The 15,241-nt window shown below is 72.0% G+C and carries 13 protein-coding genes and 1 pseudogene; 3 read left to right on the top strand and 11 right to left on the bottom strand.

Annotated features, from left to right (window positions below; genetic code table 11):
* Nucleotides 1-62 precede the first annotated feature (62 nt).
* Both ACG83_RS01200 and ACG83_RS01195 read right to left on the bottom strand, forming a co-directional pair.
* Entirely contained in the window at nt 63-839 is a 777-nt protein-coding gene (locus tag ACG83_RS01200) for a TetR/AcrR family transcriptional regulator (protein WP_083472955.1), read from the bottom strand.
* 69 nt (nt 840-908) lie between these two features.
* Nucleotides 909-1,523 (bottom strand): dihydrofolate reductase family protein, encoded by a 615-nt coding sequence (locus tag ACG83_RS01195; RefSeq protein WP_054564307.1) that lies wholly within the window; start codon nt 1,521-1,523, stop codon nt 909-911.
* Nucleotides 1,524-1,705: 182 nt separating this feature from the next.
* On the opposite strand from ACG83_RS01195, the gene ACG83_RS01190 reads away from it, so the two are divergent.
* Together ACG83_RS01190 and ACG83_RS01185 are read left to right on the top strand one after the other, a co-directional pair.
* Nucleotides 1,706-2,572 (top strand): helix-turn-helix domain-containing protein, encoded by an 867-nt coding sequence (locus ACG83_RS01190; protein WP_054564306.1) that lies wholly within the window; start codon nt 1,706-1,708, stop codon nt 2,570-2,572.
* Nucleotides 2,573-2,828: 256 nt separating this feature from the next.
* A complete protein-coding gene (locus ACG83_RS01185; protein WP_054564305.1) occupies nt 2,829-4,370 on the top strand; it encodes a serine/threonine-protein kinase in 1,542 nt (513 codons plus the stop codon).
* A gap of 160 nt (nt 4,371-4,530) precedes the next feature.
* Here the strand turns inward: ACG83_RS01185 and ACG83_RS01180 are convergent, their stop codons facing one another.
* The 9 genes and pseudogenes from ACG83_RS01180 to ACG83_RS01145 all read right to left on the bottom strand — a co-directional run bounded on the left by ACG83_RS01180 (nt 4,531) and on the right by ACG83_RS01145 (nt 13,887).
* Nucleotides 4,531-5,751 carry an acyl-CoA dehydrogenase family protein gene (locus ACG83_RS01180; RefSeq protein ID WP_054564304.1) on the bottom strand — a complete coding sequence of 407 codons (1,221 nt, stop codon included), beginning with the start codon at nt 5,749-5,751 and terminating at the stop codon, nt 4,531-4,533.
* Between the two features lie 7 nt (nt 5,752-5,758).
* Nucleotides 5,759-7,018, bottom strand: coding sequence for an acyl-CoA dehydrogenase family protein (locus ACG83_RS01175; protein ID WP_054564303.1), 1,260 nt, complete (start codon nt 7,016-7,018; stop codon nt 5,759-5,761).
* Nucleotides 7,019-7,087: 69 nt separating this feature from the next.
* Nucleotides 7,088-8,278 (bottom strand): acyl-CoA dehydrogenase family protein, encoded by a 1,191-nt coding sequence (locus ACG83_RS01170; RefSeq protein ID WP_054564302.1) that lies wholly within the window; start codon nt 8,276-8,278, stop codon nt 7,088-7,090.
* An 89-nt stretch (nt 8,279-8,367) separates the two neighbouring features.
* Nucleotides 8,368-9,537 (bottom strand): acyl-CoA dehydrogenase family protein, encoded by a 1,170-nt coding sequence (locus ACG83_RS01165; RefSeq protein ID WP_054564301.1) that lies wholly within the window; start codon nt 9,535-9,537, stop codon nt 8,368-8,370.
* Nucleotide 9,538: 1 nt separating this feature from the next.
* Nucleotides 9,539-10,000, bottom strand: a complete 462-nt coding sequence (locus ACG83_RS01160; protein WP_054564300.1) for a hypothetical protein — start codon at nt 9,998-10,000, stop codon at nt 9,539-9,541.
* Nucleotides 9,997-10,749: an ABC transporter ATP-binding protein gene (locus ACG83_RS01155; protein ID WP_054564299.1), complete on the bottom strand. Its 753-nt coding sequence runs from the start codon at nt 10,747-10,749 to the stop codon at nt 9,997-9,999. The genes ACG83_RS01160 and ACG83_RS01155 overlap by 4 nt, the downstream gene beginning before the upstream one ends.
* Complete coding sequence (locus tag ACG83_RS47845; protein WP_369812861.1) at nt 10,746-10,847, bottom strand: hypothetical protein; 102 nt, start codon at nt 10,845-10,847, stop codon at nt 10,746-10,748. The genes ACG83_RS01155 and ACG83_RS47845 overlap by 4 nt, the downstream gene beginning before the upstream one ends.
* Before the next feature lie 162 nt (nt 10,848-11,009).
* A pseudogene (locus ACG83_RS47840) lies at nt 11,010-11,516 on the bottom strand (ATP-binding cassette domain-containing protein); the annotation flags it as partial.
* A gap of 169 nt (nt 11,517-11,685) precedes the next feature.
* Entirely contained in the window at nt 11,686-13,887 is a 2,202-nt protein-coding gene (locus tag ACG83_RS01145; protein ID WP_054564298.1) for an ABC transporter permease, read from the bottom strand.
* Between the two features lie 318 nt (nt 13,888-14,205).
* Here ACG83_RS01145 and ACG83_RS01140 point away from each other — a divergent pair, with 318 nt between their 5' ends.
* Nucleotides 14,206-15,240 (top strand): Zn-ribbon domain-containing OB-fold protein, encoded by a 1,035-nt coding sequence (locus tag ACG83_RS01140; protein WP_054564297.1) that lies wholly within the window; start codon nt 14,206-14,208, stop codon nt 15,238-15,240.
* Nucleotide 15,241: the final 1 nt, after the last annotated feature.

The raw sequence follows: 15,241 nt of genomic DNA, 5'->3' as shown, positions 1-15,241 counted from the left end.
TGCTACGGGCTCTGGAACGACGAGAATGCGCCACTCTTGGGATGAGCTGGGCGCCGGGGGCGTCAGGGAGTGGTGGGCGGTAGGTCGTCTGCGTCGGTGGCCGGGCCGTGCGGGCGGATTCCGTCCAGGAGCATGCGCAGGAAGTGGTCGGCGAGCTGGTCGGGTGACAGCCGCCCGCTGGGGGAGTACCACCGGACGGACACCCAGACCGAGTCGCGCAGGAGCCGGTAGGTGATCTTCGGGTCCAGGTCGGCGCGCAGCTGGCCGGCCGCGATGCCGTCGCGCAGCACCTTCATCCACAGCCGTTGGGTCGACTGCTCGGCGGCGGTCAGATAGGCGAAGCGCGGAAGCTGGATGAGGTGCACCCGCTCGTTCTGGAAGACGGTGACCGCGGCGCGGTGCCGGGCCACCGAGGAGAACGCGGCCCGCACGAGACCGTCGATCTGGTCGATGGCCGTCCCGCCCCGCTCGACGATGGCCTCGTATTCGCGGTGCAGATCGTCCAGGTAGCTGGACAGCAGCTCGTCGATGATCGACTCCTTGGAGTCGAAATGGTGGTACAGGCTGCCGGAAAGCATCCCGGCCGCGTCGGCGATCTCGCGTACCGTGGTGGCCCGGTAGCCGCGCTCGGCGAACAGGTCGGCGGCCAGCCCGACGATCGCCGCGCGGCGCTCCGACTCGCCCGACCCGGCGGCCCGGCCACCGCCAGCTCGCCGACCCGCAGCGTTGCGCCGGCCGCCCTCCGCTGGCGCGGGCCCGGCGTCGCCCGCCGGCACCGCCGCACTCTGGCGCGGGCGGCGAGCTGGCTGGTCGGGCGACGACACTGAACTTCGAGCCATGCCGGGATTATGCCCCACCAAGCGCTTGCTCTTCAGATGGCGGCCTCGGCCTCGACCGCTCTGGAGGGCCTATGCACTCGTGGTGGCGGTGCGGCGGCCCTCGACGGTGTAGGTGAGAGCGGCCGTTCCCCTGCTTGTGATGCCGCTTCCGATGAGCCGGAGTGGCCGTGGTGCCGGCAGGCCTCCGAACAGCCGCTTCCCCGTCCCGAGCAGCAGCGGGTGCACGAACAGCCGCAGTTCGTCGACGAGATCGGCCTCCATCAGCTGCCGAACCACGGCCCCACTGCCAAGTACCACGATGTCCCCGCGGTCCGCGGTGTTCTTCAGCCGGGTCACGGCGGTGACCAGATCATCTTCGAGTGGCTCGGCCCCCTTCCAGCCAAGCGGAGCGCTCAGCGTCCTGGTCGCGACGTACTTGGGTGTGGCGTTCAGAGCCGCAGCCATGGGGTTGTCGTTCGGCTGGAAAGGCCAGAACGCGGCCATCTTCTCGTAGGTCCGGCGCCCGAAGAGGTACGCCGAGGTCCCGCCGAGCCCAGCCGGATCGATCACCTCGTGCAGCACCTCTCCATACGGAACACCCCAGCCGCCGTGCTCGAATCCACCATCCCGGTCCTCGTCGGGAGAACCGAGACCCTGCATCACACCGTCGACGCTGAGGAACTCGACAGCTGCCAGCCCGCGCATGTCATCTCTCCCATCCTCGATCGTTCACACACTCTCGATGCGGCGACCGCCGAGGTCGGCATGCCGCGCCGCCGTTGTGGTCACCGGAGCCGTGCTGTGCCTGGGGTTGGCGCATCAGCGGTGATGCTGCCGTGGCAGGGCCGGTGATGGCTTGAAGAAAACTGACCGCCGATACTCGCCTTATGGCGGCAACAGCGCCCGAGCTCGTCCGGCGTCCCGCGCACCCCGCCCTCGCCGGGCTGGTCGCGGGAATCGTCGGCTACCAGCAACGCGCTGACCGCCCGGTCGAGCGCCGGCAGCCGGCCGGGAGCCTGCTGCCGCTGGTGCTGTCCTTCGGCGACCCGCTCGAGGTGGTCGCCCTGTCCGACGGCGAGGGCGTCGGCCGGCATGGCTCCTTCGTGGCCGGCTTCATGCGGGGGCATGCGACGACTCGCTTCGAGAACAGCCAGCGATGTGTGCAGGTCTATCTGACCCCGCTCGGCGCGTACCGGCTCCTCGGCCTGCCCGGACGCGACCTCGCCGGCCGCGTCCTGCCGTTGGGCGACGCCTCGCCGACACTCGCGGGATCGCTGCCCGAGAGGCTCGCCGTGGCGGGGTCATGGGACGAGCGGCTCGCCCTCGCCGAAGACGCACTGCTACGGCTCGCCGTGGTCGAACGCGAACCGGAGCCGTTCGTGACATGGATGTGGGAGCGGATCCAGGCGTCCGAAGGGCAGGCCCGGATCGGCCAGCTCATCGAGAGCACCGGCTGGAGCGGGCGGCACGCCGCCGCCCGCTTCCGCGAGCAGGTCGGACTGACGCCCAAGGCCGCCGCGGCCGTGGTCCGGTTCGAACACGCGGCGGCTGACCTCAGGCGGTTCCCGCTCGCCCAGGTCGCGGCCCGGCACGGCTATGCCGACCAGAGCCACCTCACCCGCGAGGTCGTGCGTTACGCCGGCGAGCCGCCGCGCGTGCTTGTCGCCCAGCGCCGCCCCACCGCGCACACCGCGCTGGGAAGGCCACCGCAATGTGGGTGTCAGACGGGTAGCAGTTCGAAGCCGGGGCTGTGACGCCGGGTCGCAGCCAGGAAGCGACGGCGGTCGGTGGTCGCCAGTTGCCTGATGTCGAGGCGCTCGGCGAGCCCGATGACGTAGGCGTGTCTTGATGCCGTGAGGAAACCCGACGTACAGGTCGGATCCAGGAGCTTCTGGCTCGGGTTTGGGAGATATTCTATGTGGCCAGTTGACGCCGACTTCTAGCCACCCACCTCGTAGGGGATGGGTCCCTGTCTACATCGGAGTACCATGATGATCATCTTTTGTCTATATGCAACCACTTGAGTCCGGAGACCCCTCGACGATCGGTCCGTACACTCTGCGGGCCCGTATCGGTGAGGGCGGGATGGGGCGCGTCTACCTGGCCAGTTCACCTTCGGGTCGACTCATCGCGGTCAAGGTGGTGCGACCGGATCTGGCGAGCGACGGCCAATTCCGTCATCGTTTCCAACGGGAGGTGGAGGCGGCCAGTCTTGTCAGCGGGGCGTTCACCGCTCCAGTGGTTGACTTTGATCTCACGGGTGTCATGCCCTGGTTGGCCACCTTGTATGTTCCCGGTCCCTCCCTGCATGAGGCCATCGTCAGGTATGGAACATTACCGGAGGCCGTGCTCTGCCGGCTGGCTGCCGGCATGTTGGAGGCAATTATTGCCATCCACCGGGTCGGCATTGTGCACCGCGATCTGAAGCCGAGTAATGTTCTGCTCGCCAGTGACGGGCCGCGTGTCATTGATTTCGGCATCGCGCGGGCGATGGAGCAGACGTCACTGACTCGGGTTGGTGGTGTTCTTGGGACTCCTGCGTACATGTCCCCAGAGCAGGCGGCGGGCGCTCACGCCGGTCCCCAGAGCGACGTTTTCTCCTTCGCCGCGGTACTCGTTTTCGCCGCGACCCGGCGTGGCCCGTTCGGCTCGGGCGATCCGGCGGCGCTGCTGTTCCGGGTTGTACACGGCGAGCCGGATCTGACGGGGGTGCCCACAGCGCCCGGCGATCTTCTTCGCCAATGCCTGGTGAAGAATCCGGCGGAGCGGCCAGCCCCCGATGCGCTGCTTCGGATGTTCGTGGACCGCCTGCCCTCAGGGCCGGTTGTCTGGCCGGAGGACATCACCCGACTGGTCTCGGCACGTGAGACCGAGGTCGCCGCACGGGTACCGACCCACCGTCCTCGGATCGCGCCTCCCGATACCGAAGTCGCTCGGGAAGCCGAAGTCGAAACCTATGTTTTTCCGGGAAATCGCCGAAAAATGTTCCTGGCTGGCTCCCTGCTGCTCGGCATCGCCATACCGCTGTTAGTCCTGTTTGTGATAGGGCTGGTAAATGTTGCGGTTTCGGTGGCTCGGCATGAGCCCATGGCCACCGATGATGTTGTCGGCAACATCGTCGGCGGCACCTTATGGGCAATTCTCACAATTATTCCGCTTGTGTCCGGGTTGTGGCAATTTTGTTATGGTAGTTCCCGGCTGGAACTGTCCATGGCACCCGACGGCCTGCACGTCAGGGCGGGTGGACGACGTTATGATATTGCGTGGCAGGATCTGGTGAGCGTGAGCGTCGTCAGGCTGGGGAAGCGCGAGGTGCTGGCGGTCTGGCCGACCGCAGGATGGGCGCTCCGGAACCGGCACCTGGGATGGGTGCGTCGCGGACTTCTGAAATGGGTTGTACGAGACTCCTATTCGTTGCGCTACTACTTTGGAATTTGGTACCACCCGGCACTGAAATGCGATATGCTTATCGACTTGAAACTGCTGCGCGGGGCGACTCCCGACCAGGTGATTTCCGCTGTCACCGCCCACGCCGGTGCTCTGAGCCGTTAGGGCTGGCCGCGGACCGTGTCCGGCAGCAAGGCCCACGTCACTGCCCTGGGCCAGCGCTCAGGGGTGCGCTGGTCGCGTTGGCGGACAAGGTGGACCTGATCAGCGTCAGGTCTGGGAACAGCAGGGCCGTCTGGCAACCACTCTCTGGGGGAAAGTCGGTTCAGCAGGCGTCGCCGGGGTTTTCCAGGTGTACGAGGGCATCGCCGAGTTCGCTCAGCAGGGCTGAGGCGCCGCCGGTGAGCAGCTCGATCTGTTTGCCCCAGAGGAAGTAGCGGTGGACGGGGTAGGAGATGTCGGCGCCGAGGCCGCCGTGCAGATGCTGGGTGAGGTGGACGCAGTGCTGGCCGGCCTCGGCGGCCCACCAGGCCGCGGTGAGGATCTCGGCGGTGGCGTCCAGGCCCTGGTCGAGGCGCCAGGCGGCCTGCATGGCGGTGGCGGAGATGCCGACGGTGTCGACGTAGGCGTCGGCGGCCTTGAGCGCCACGCCCTGGAACGTCGACAGCGGGCGGCCGAACTGGGTGCGGGTCGAGGTGTGCTCCGCGGCCATTTGCAGCGCCGCCGCTGTCACCCCGGCGGCGAGGGCGGCGAGCAACACCAGCAGATGCGCCCGCAGGTCGGTGGCAGCGCCGGGCAGGCGCAGCGCGGGCACGTCGGTGAGCTCCAACTCACCGTGCAGCTCACCGCTGGTGGACGGACCCGATCGCACAGCGCAGCCGGGGCTCGACGGGTCGAGAAGCCACCCGTCGGCGCCGATGGGCAGCAGGATGCGTTCGGCGACATGGGCGTACGGCACCCCGGCGATCCGTCCGCTCACCCGACCGGCGGCGGGGCCGGTCGCGGTCACCCGCAGCGGTGCGGCGACCTGCTCCGGTGCGCAGGTCAGCATCACCTCGCCGGCGACCACCCTGCGCAGCAGCGCCAGGATGTCCTCCGCCCAGGCCGGGCGCTCCGGTTCCGCGGAACCGCCGGGCTGGGCCGGTTCCGCGGAGCCGGAGTGGCGTTGCGGTTCCGCGGAACCGAGGGGCTGGGTGGAGTTCGGGCCGGACGCCGCAGCGACCGCAGCCGGGCCCGGGGTCGGGGCTGCGTGCGCGAGCACGCGGGCAGCGGCGATCGTCCAGAGCAGGGGGACGGGGGCGACGACGCGGCCCTGTTCGACGCAGACGATGGCGGCCTCGACCAGGCCGAGGCCGGCGCCGCCCAGCTCCTCGGGCAGGGCCACCCCGAGCAGGCCGGCGGCGCCGAGATCGGCCCACAGGTCACGGTCGACGCGCTCCTCGGTCGCCTCGACCGCCGCCACCCGGGCGACCGGGGACCGCTTGGCGAACAGTTCCGCCGCGAGCTCGCGCAGCGCGTCCTGGCTTTCGTCGAAGGTCAGGTCCATCGCGGCGTCACCTGGCCCGGCGGGCCATGCCGAGCCCGGCGCTCGCGACGATCTCCCGTTGCACCTCGTTCACTCCTCCGCCGAAGGTGTTGATCTGCGCGGCCCGCGCGGCGCGTTCGATCTCGCCGGCCAGCAGGGCGCCGGGGGAGCCGGTGCGCAGCCAGGCGCCGGCGCCGAGGATTCCCAGCAGCAGCCGGTAGACCTCGACGTGCGTCTCGGTGCCGTAGAACTTCACGGTGCTTGAGTCGGCGGGGCGCAGCTCACCGGTCGCGATCGTGGTGGCCATCTGCCAGTTGAGCAGCTTCATCACCTCGAGCCGGGCGAAGCACCGCGCCAGGTCGGCGCGCACCCACGGCCGGTCGGCGATGCGCGCGCCCGCGGGCGCGCCGGCGGCGGGGGTGGGGTCGGGGGTGGCCAGCGCCCAGCGGCGCACCTCGCCCCACATGCGCCAGGCGTGGCCGCCGAGCGCGGCGAGGCCGACCCGCTCGTGGTTGAGCTGGGTGGTGATCATGCGCCAGCCGCCGCCCCGTTCACCGACCAGGTTCGCCGCCGGGACGCGCACGTCGTCGTAGTAGGTCGCCGTCGTCATCACACCGCCCACGGTCATGATCGGCGTCCATCGGAAGCCCGGTTGCGCGGTCGGCACGAGGAGGATGGAGATGCCCCGGTGGCGGGGCAGGTCCGGGTCGGTCCGGGCGGCCAGCCAGATGTGGTCGGCGTGGTTGGCACCCGAGGTGAAGACCTTCCCGCCGCGCACCACCCACTCGTCGCCTTCCAGCCGGGCGGACGTCCGCAGCGAGGCGAGGTCGGTGCCCGCCTCCGGTTCGCTGTAGCCGATCGCGAAGACGGACTCACCGGCCAGGATGGCGGGCAGGTACCGCTCCTTCTGCTGATCCGATCCGAACCGCATCAGCGTCGGCCCGACCGTGTTCACGGTGACGAACGGGAACGGGACGCCGGCCCGCTGCACCTCGTCGAACATGACGTACTGGTCGGTCGCGGGCCGGCCCTGGCCGCCGTACTCGACCGGCCACCCGAGGCCCAGCCAGCCGTCCGCGCCGAGCCGGCGGACGATCCGGCGGAACGTCACGCTCGCGGTCGCCGGGGACGTGGCCAGGGCTGTGGCCGTGGTCGTGGCCGTGGCCGGGGCCGGGGACAGAGCCGGGGACGCCAGGTCGGCGCGGTCGGCGGGGGTGAGCAGCTCGGCGAAGTACGCCCGCAGCCGCCGGCGCAGCGCCAGCTGTTCCGGCGTGTAGTCCAGGAACATGTCTTCGCACCAATCGACATCGACGGAGGTGGGGCTGCGCGGGTGCGCTCGGGCTGTGCGCCGGGCCGGTCAGGCTGGCAGGGGCTCGTCGGCGAGCAGCGCGCCGAGCGCGGCGGCCTGGCGGCTGACCCCGCCCAGGGCGAGCTCCAGCTGCTTGGCCAGCACGTAGCAGCGGTGCACCGGGTAGGCGCGGTCGACGCCGGTCGCGCCGTGCAGATGCTGCGCGGCCCGGGTGACCCGCCGCCCGCCGCTCGCCGCGACGAGCTTCGCGACGGCGACCTCCTTCGCCGCGGGCAGTCCCTCGTCGAGCCGCCACAGCGCCTCCGCGGCCGTCCACCGGATGGCCCGGGCGTCGATGAACCCGTCGGCGAGGCGCTGGCGCACCGCCTGGAAGCCCGCGATCGGATGTCCGAACTGCTCGCGGGTGCGGGTGTGCAGCGAGGTGAGGCGCAGCGCCTCGTCGACGACGCCGGCCATCACCGCGCAGCTCGCGGTCGTCGCCCGGGCGAGGGTCCAGTCGAGCGCGCTGGTGTCGGGTGGGCCGACCGCCGCGGCGGGCGCCACCCGGACGTCGGTGAGCTCCAGCTCGGCCTCGACGGCCCAGGCGATCGTCCGCTGTGCCCGCCGGGTCACGCCGGGGGCAGCCGGGTCGACGAGGAACAGCCCGGCGCCGGTCTCGGTCGTCGCCGACACCAGGATCGCGTCGGCGATCATGCCGGCCGGGACGCAGGTCTTCGTCCCGGAGAGCACCCAGCCTCCGCCCGAGCCGGCCCCCGCGCCGCCGCCGCCCGGGCCGCCGCTGCCCTCGGCCCCCGCGCCGCTGGCCTCGGTGCGGGCGGTCGTCGCCGGGCGGCGTGGGTCGCCGAGCGGCTCGGCCAGCGCCGCCGTCAGCACGGTGGAGCCGTCGAGCACCCCGGGCAGCAGGGCGTCCCGCAGGGCCGGTGTCCCGAAGCGGACGATCGGGGGCACGGCGTATCCGAGGGTGGCCAGGGCGGGGACCGGCGCCGCCGTCCGGCCGGCGTGCTCCAGCAGCCGGGCGAGCGCGACCAGACCGAGGCCGAGACCGCCCGCCTCCTCCGGAACAGCGGTTCCGAGCAGGCCGGCGTCGGCGAGCGCGGTCCACAGGTCGCGGTCGAAGGGGGGATCGGCGCCCTCCTCGGCGGCCCGCAGCCGCTCCGGGGAGGTGTGGTCGCCGAACAGGCGGCCGGCGAGCTCGTCGACCGCCAGCTCCGGCTCGCTCAGGGTGAAGTCCACGGTCATGGTCCTTCCGGACGTCGGCGGGAGTCAGCGGTGTCAGCGGCGTCAGCGGAGTCAGCGGTGTCAGCGGAGTCGACGCGCGTCGGTACGCGTCAGCGGGTGACGGGAAGCCCGAGGCCGAACTGGGCGATCAGGTCCCGCTGCAGCTCGTTCACGCCACCGCCGAAGGTGAGGATCACCAGGCCGCGGTAGAGCGACTCCAGCCGGCCGGCGAGCACGGCGCCGGGTGACGAGGCCCGCAGGTAGCCGGGCTCGCCGACGATCTCCATGAGCAGCGTGAGGGCGTCGAGGTAGTGCTCGGTGCCGAAGACCTTGATGCCGCTGGCGTCGGCGACGTCCAGCACGCCGCGCTCGCCGTCGGCGGCGACCTTCCAGTTGAGCAGGCGCAGCACGGAGAACCCGGCGTAGGCGTGGGCCAGGTTCGCCCGCACCCACTCCTGGTCGATGACACGGCGGCCGTCGGGCAGCAGGGTGCTCGCGGCCCAGCGCCGGACGTCCGTCAGCGCGCTGTCGACCATGCCGGGGCTCGCGAGCGTCACCCGCTCGTGGTTGAGCTGGTTGGTGATGACCGTCCAGCCGTTGTCCTCGCCGCCGACGAGGTTCGCCGCCGGCACCCGCACCTGGTCGTAGTGCACGGCGGCGATCTCGTGCTCGCCGAGCAGCGACAGCGGGCTGACGGTGATGCCGGGGGTGTCCATCGGCACGATCAGGATCGAGATCCCGCGGTGCTTGCGCACATGCGGGTTCGTCCGGACCGCCAGCCAGCAGAAGTCGGCGGTCTGGGCGTAGCTCGTCCACAGCTTCGACCCGCTGATGACGTAGCTGTCGCCGTCGCGGACGGCGGTGGTGCGCAGCGACGCCAGGTCGGTGCCGGCCTCCGGCTCGCTGTAGCCGACGCAGAAATGGACCGTGCCGGCGAGGATCGCGGGCAGGAACCGTTCCCGCTGCGCGTCCGTGCCGAACTGCATCAGCGTCGGCCCGATGGTGTTGATCGTCAGCATCGGCACCGGTGCCCGGGCCCGCAGCGACTCGTCGAAGAAGATGAACTGCTCGACATGGCCGAGCCCGCGCCCGCCGTAGCGGGCGGGCCAGCCGAGACCGAGCCAGCCGTCGGCACCCATCCGGCGGACGAGCCGGCGCATCACCGGCCCGGTGAGGTCGGCGTCGAGGGCGGCCCGGGTGTCGGCGTCGATCAGCTCGGCGTAGTAGTCACGCAGCTCGGCGCGCAGCTTCTCCTGTTCGGGTGTGTACGCGAGGTGCATCTCAGCCCGCCCCGCCCCGCTCGGCGAGACCGGCCTGCAGCTCCCGCTGCTCGTGCTGCTCCCGCTGTTCGAACAGGATGCGGGCCAGCCAGAAGCGCAGGAAGCCGGTCAGCGAGTAGCGCAGGAAGAGCGCCGTCCCGGTGACCGTCACGCAGACGCCGATCAGCGAGATGTTGAGGGCGTCCCGCTGCTGCAACGGGTTCGTGGTCGCGTGCGAGATGGTGTAGCCGAAGATCGCGAGGAGGATCCCGAGCGCCATCAGGACCACGCCGAGGCGCAGCAGCTGGGCGTCGAGGCGGGTCCGCGGGTCGCGGATGCGCAGCCGGGTGAGCTCGGCGCGGAACCGGTCGGACCGGTCGGACCGGTCCGACGGGTCTGTCGCAGAAGCGGTGCTCGTCGGGGTGGCCGCGGTGTTCATGGTGTTCGCGGCGGTGCTCGTGCTCGTGGTCGTCTCGGCGCTCATGCCCTCTCCGTCAACACGTCGTCGCGGTGGTCTGGCCCGCCCAGGTACACGCCCTGCAGCTCGCCTCGGATGTCGTCCGGTGCGCCGGCGAGCACGATCCGTCCGTCCGCCAACACCACGGCGGTGGTCGCGACCCCGAGCACCGCCGCCGCGAACTGCTCGACGGCGACGATGGTCACGCCGGTCGCGGCGATCTCGCGGACCTTGTCGTAGAGCTCCCCGACGATGCGCGGCGCCAGCCCCATGGACAGCTCGTCCAGCAGCAGGACGGCGGGGTCGCCGGCGATCGCGCGGGCCATCGCGAGCATCTGCTGCTCGCCGCCGGACATGGTGCCGGCACGCTGGCGCCGCCGCTGCGCGAGCCGGGGGAACGCGGTGAACGCCCGGTGCTCGACCTCCGCCCGGGAAACCCCCCGGTAGGTCACCATCCGCAGGTTCTCCCCGACGGTGAGCGTGGGGAAGATCCCGCGCCCCTCCGGGATCAGGCACAGGCCGCTGCGGGCGAGCGCGACCGGGTCCGCGCCGGTCACCGGCCGCCCGTCGAGCAGCAGATCGCCCGCGGACGGACGATGCAGCCCGGCGGCCACCCGCAGCGTGGTGCTCTTGCCCGCCCCGTTGGGCCCGAGCACGGCGAGCACCTCGCCGGCCGCGACCTCGAGATCGATGCCGTGCAGCACCGTGATGGCGCCGTAGCCGGCCTCGACGCCGCGCAGCGTCAGCAGCGGCGGCTGCGACCGGGCGGCGCTCACCGAGGTTCCCGGACGAGCTGGTCCGATCCGGTGTCACCGAGGTAGGCGGTGCGCACCCGTGGGTCGGACCGCACCTGCGCCGGGCTGCCGGCCACCATCAGCTCCCCGAAGTCGAGGACGTAGAGGTGTTCGCACACATCCATCACCAGGTCCATGTCGTGCTCGACGAGCAGGATGGCCATGCCGTCGGCGGCCAGCTCCCGCAGCAGCGCCGCGAACCTCGCGGTCTCCTGGCCGTCCTGCCCCGACGCCGGTTCGTCCAGCAGCAGCACCGACGGACGGATCGCGAGGGCCCGGGCCAGCTCGACCAGCCGCCCCAGCCCGGTGGGCAGGGAGTCGGCACGTTCGTCCGCGACCGCGGTGAGCCCGACCCGGGCGACGATCGCCGCCGCCTCGGCCCGCCCCCCGGCGGGGCGCGCGCCGGCGGGGCGGCCCGCGCCGTCGGCGCTGTGCCGGCCGCCGAGCCGGGCGCTGTGCCTGCGGCTTCTGGTCCATCGTTCGCGCATGCGCACCGCGATCAGCACGTTCTCCAGGACGGTGAGCTGCCCGAACAGCTCCAGCTGCTGGAAGGTGCGGGCCATGCCCAGGCGGGCCCGCTCGTGCGGGGCGAGGCCGGCGAGCTGGTGCCCGCCGAGCCGGACGCTGCCGCCCGTCGGTGTCAGGAGACCGGTGATGACGTTGAACAACGTCGTCTTGCCCGCCCCGTTGGGACCGATCAGGCCGGTCACCCGCCCGGCGGGCACCGCCAGGCTGATCCCGCCCAGGATCACGTGTGCCCCGTAGCGGACGGTGATGCCGTCGACCTCGAGAACGGAGAGCACCTCAAGGGCGGGGCTGGACGAAGCCGCGGGGCCGGGGCTGGCGTCAGAGGTGGGGCTGACGTCAGAGGCGGGGCTGGAGTCGGAGGTGGGGCTGGTCTCAGGGGTGGGGCTGGTCTCAGGGGCGGGCATGGGCCACCTCCGGCAGGCCGAGCGCCCGGTCGACGGCCGCGATGTCCGCCCGCCCCACCTGCCCCCGCAGGCCGAGCCACTCCAGCGGTTCGGACAGGCCGCCGTCCGGCAGTCCGCCGGTGCCGGACGACGGCCCGTCCTGGCGGGCGGCGAGCCGGCTGCCGGCGACCATCGCGGCGAGCACCGGCACCGCCGCCGCCAGCAGCAGGACGCCGAGCACGAGTGAGTAGCCGTCGATGAGGTCCACCAGACGGGCCGCCCAGAGCAGGACCAGCACCCCGAGCCCGGCGACCGCGACGCCCGGGGCCCGGGCGACCGGGGCGAACGCGGGCCGCAGGAAGCCCGGGATCAGCCCGTTCGGGTTCGCGGCCAGCGCGATCGCGGACAGCCCGACCGCGGTCGCGGTGATCCTCGTCGCGTCACCACCGAAGGCGTTCGACAGGCTGGAGGTCCCCAGCAGCAGGGCCACCGCGAGACCACTGCCGAGCGAGCTGACCCCCGCCACCACCACGATCAGCAGCACGGTCAGGCCGGTGACGAACGTGAACGTCTCCGGGGTCGCCGACTGCAGCCCGGCCGCGTAGATGCCGCCGCCGAGCCCGGCGATGGCCGCGGACAGCGTGAACACGGCGAGGTTCGTCGTGCGCAGGTTGACGCCGATGGTCGCGCAGGCGGTCGGGCTCTCCTTGCGCGCGATGAGGCGCTGCCCCAGATCGCTGCGGCGCAGCGCGACCAGGCCGAGGATGACCAGGCAGAACACGACGGCGCCGAAGACGAAGTAGGGCCGGGTGCCCGCGGTGTCGACGCCGAAGGCGTGGAACCGGGTGAACGTGAGCGACCCGGCGTCGAACAGGTCGAACCGGTGCCCGAACACGGTGAACGCCGGCAGCTGGAAGATCCAGCCGTCGAGCGCGACGGCGAACGCGCCGGTGAGCAGCGCCAGGAAGATGGCGGACAGCCGCAGCGCGGGCAGCGACACCAGCGCGCCGACCAGCGCCGTCACGGCCGCGGCGAGCAGCAGCGAGAGGGGGTTGCCGTCCGCGCCGGCGTGCGCCACGACGACCGCGCCGATCCCGGCGAAGGAGAGCTGGCACAGCGACGTCTGACCGGCGTAGCCGACCAGCGGCACCACCGACAGCCCGACGATGCCCAGCCCCCACATCTGCGTCGAGGAGAACAGGTCCGCCTCGGTGACGGTGGTGACCGCGATGGCCGCCCCGAGCAGGGTGCCGGCGACCAGCAGCCCGGCCGCGGGCCAGCTCGGCGACGGGGTGATCTCCCGGATCCGGGCGGCCGGGCGGCCACGCGGCCGGGACGACGGCAGCACCAGCAGCGCCAGCGCCAGCACCACCACCGGGATGATCGCGACCAGGCCGGTCAGGTACTGGGCGCCGGTGTGGATCTTCGGTAGGTAGCCGATGCCGTAGTCGTTGGCCAGCCCGACGACGAGCGCCCCGACGAACGTCAGCGGGAGGCTGCGCAGCCCGCCGATCACCGCCGCCGCGTACGCGTTGACGATCAGCAGCGTGAGCGGGATGGCGGACAGCGTCAGCTTCGGCGCGACCAGGATCCCGGCCAGCGCCGCCAGCGAGGTGCCGACGGCCCAGGCGAGGCGGGACGTCGCCGTCGGGCGGGCGCCGTTGAGGACGGTGAGCGTCCGGTCGTCCACCACCGCCCGCATCGCGACCCCGACCCGGGTGAAGTGCAGCAGCGCCCACAGCCCGGCGGCGACCAGCGCCGCGAGCCCGAGGACGAGCACGTCGTCGTAGGGCACCGCGACACCCGCCACGGTGAAGCCGGAGCCGGGGAACAGTTCGCTCAGGGCACGGAAGTCGGACGGATCCCAGATCCACTGCGCGGCGCTGAGCAGGCTGACGAGCAGCGCGACCGTCGCCATCAGCCGCGTCGTCGGTGAGGTCCCGTCCAGGCGCCGCATGACGAGGCGCTCGATCAGGATGCCGAGCGCCGGGGCCAGCACGCAGACGCACAGCAGCAGCGCGACCGGCGTGGGCCAGCCCCAGCCGACGCGCAGCTGCCAGTAGGCGAACGCGGCGATCATGCCGGTCGCGCCGTGGGCGACGTTGAACACGCCCGTTGTCACGTAGGTCAGCGTCAGTCCGCTGGCGGTGATCGCGTAGATGCCGGCTGTGGTGAGACCACTGATCGTGAAGACGAGGAACTCGTGCATCCGGTTGCCGTTTCTCTGTGACGTCGCCCGGCCCGGGTGGTGGAAGCCGCGTGGTCGCCGACGGCGGCCGGCGGTGGCCGGGCCGTGTGCGGTCCGTGCGGGAGACCGCGGCCGACGGATCGCCCGACGGACTACCGATGTTGTGCTTCGGGTCACATAATGAAACACGTTCTCGTATGGGTGCGCAACGGCCCACCCGCCACCTACGGGCCGACCTGCTCGGTTTCGTGTTACCCAAGCAAGCGCTTGACCGTACGCACTGCCGCCCCTACCGTCCCTCAGCGAACGGACCCACCGGCCAACGGGAGGTCGAAAGACGTGGCACGGCTGCTGGAGAGCAAGGTCGAGTTTCCCTACCGGCGCAGCCTCGGACCGGTCGTCGGCGGCTACGTGGCCGCCCTCGGCCAGCGCCGCCTGACCGGCGTGCGTGCCGGCGGCCGGGTGCTGGTCCCTCCGCTCGAATACGACCCGGAGACCGGCGAGGCCAGCGATCCCACCCCGGTCGACGTCGGCCCGGCGGGCACGGTGCGCACCTGGACCTGGGTGCCCGAGCCGACCCGCGCGCACCCGTTCGACCATCCCTTCGCCTTCGCGCTCATCCAGCTCGACGGTGCCGACACCGCGCTGTTCCACGCCGTCGACGCCGGTGACCCGGCCGCGATGAGCACCGGCCTGCGGGTCGTCCCACGCTGGTGCGACACCCCGCGCGGGCACCTCGACGACCTCGTCTGCTTCGTTCCCGCCGGTGCCGCGGAACCGGCGGCGGCGGCTGCTCCGACTGAGGCCGCCGAGCCCGCCCCGGCGCTGGAGCCGGCCCTGGCGCTGGAGCCGGTCTCGGTGGTCGAGATCCCGTCGTCGCTGCGGTACGTCGAACGGCTCGCCCCGGCCGGCTCCCGGTACGCCGACTCGCTGCTCGCCGGAGTCCTGCTCGGGCAGCGCTGCACCCGGTGCGGCCTCGTCTACGTCCCGCCGCGCGACTTCTGCCCGATCGACGCCGTCCCGCTCGGCCCGGACGACGACGTCGTGCTGCCCGACCGCGGGGTCGTCACCAACTTCACGATCGTCACGCCCGTGCCCTACCCCGGGCAGCGCGAGACCGAGCCGTTCGCGCGGGTGTCGGTGCTGCTCGACGAGGCCGACGCGCTGCTGGGCCTGCAGGCCGTCGTCGACGTCGACAACGCCGACGTCCGGGTCGGGATGCGGGTGGCGGCTGCCTGGCTGCCGCCGGAGGTACGCGACACCAGCGCCCTGACCAACCGGGGCTGGGGCGCTGTCGACGGGGTCATCGAAGGCTGGCGGCCGACCGGCGAGCCGGACGTCGCCGTCGCCGACGCGATCGAGCGGGTGTTCTGAC

This window comes from Frankia sp. R43, from assembly GCF_001306465.1.
GTDB lineage: Bacteria > Actinomycetota > Actinomycetes > Frankiales > Frankiaceae > Parafrankia > Parafrankia irregularis.
The sequence above is the reverse complement of the archived record's forward strand: the minus strand, read 5'-3'. Positions and strand labels throughout refer to the sequence as shown.

What these genes read in the sequence shown, in the direction of transcription:
- ACG83_RS47845 (WP_369812861.1), bottom strand. Translation starts at nt 10,847, where the DNA reads ATGGTGGCCGGCAGCCCGGCGCAGGTGCGGTCCGACCCACGGGTGCGC.
- ACG83_RS01195 (WP_054564307.1), bottom strand. Translation starts at nt 1,523, where the DNA reads ATGCGCGGGCTGGCAGCTGTCGAGTTCCTCAGCGTCGACGGTGTGATG.
- ACG83_RS01185 (WP_054564305.1), top strand. Translation starts at nt 2,829, where the DNA reads ATGCAACCACTTGAGTCCGGAGACCCCTCGACGATCGGTCCGTACACT.
- ACG83_RS01175 (WP_054564303.1), bottom strand. Translation starts at nt 7,018, where the DNA reads ATGTTCCTGGACTACACGCCGGAACAGCTGGCGCTGCGCCGGCGGCTG.
- ACG83_RS01190 (WP_054564306.1), top strand. Translation starts at nt 1,706, where the DNA reads ATGGCGGCAACAGCGCCCGAGCTCGTCCGGCGTCCCGCGCACCCCGCC.
- ACG83_RS01165 (WP_054564301.1), bottom strand. Translation starts at nt 9,537, where the DNA reads ATGCACCTCGCGTACACACCCGAACAGGAGAAGCTGCGCGCCGAGCTG.
- ACG83_RS01200 (WP_083472955.1), bottom strand. Translation starts at nt 839, where the DNA reads ATGGCTCGAAGTTCAGTGTCGTCGCCCGACCAGCCAGCTCGCCGCCCG.
- ACG83_RS01145 (WP_054564298.1), bottom strand. Translation starts at nt 13,887, where the DNA reads ATGCACGAGTTCCTCGTCTTCACGATCAGTGGTCTCACCACAGCCGGC.
- ACG83_RS01160 (WP_054564300.1), bottom strand. Translation starts at nt 10,000, where the DNA reads ATGAGCGCCGAGACGACCACGAGCACGAGCACCGCCGCGAACACCATG.
- ACG83_RS01170 (WP_054564302.1), bottom strand. Translation starts at nt 8,278, where the DNA reads ATGACCGTGGACTTCACCCTGAGCGAGCCGGAGCTGGCGGTCGACGAG.
- ACG83_RS01180 (WP_054564304.1), bottom strand. Translation starts at nt 5,751, where the DNA reads ATGGACCTGACCTTCGACGAAAGCCAGGACGCGCTGCGCGAGCTCGCG.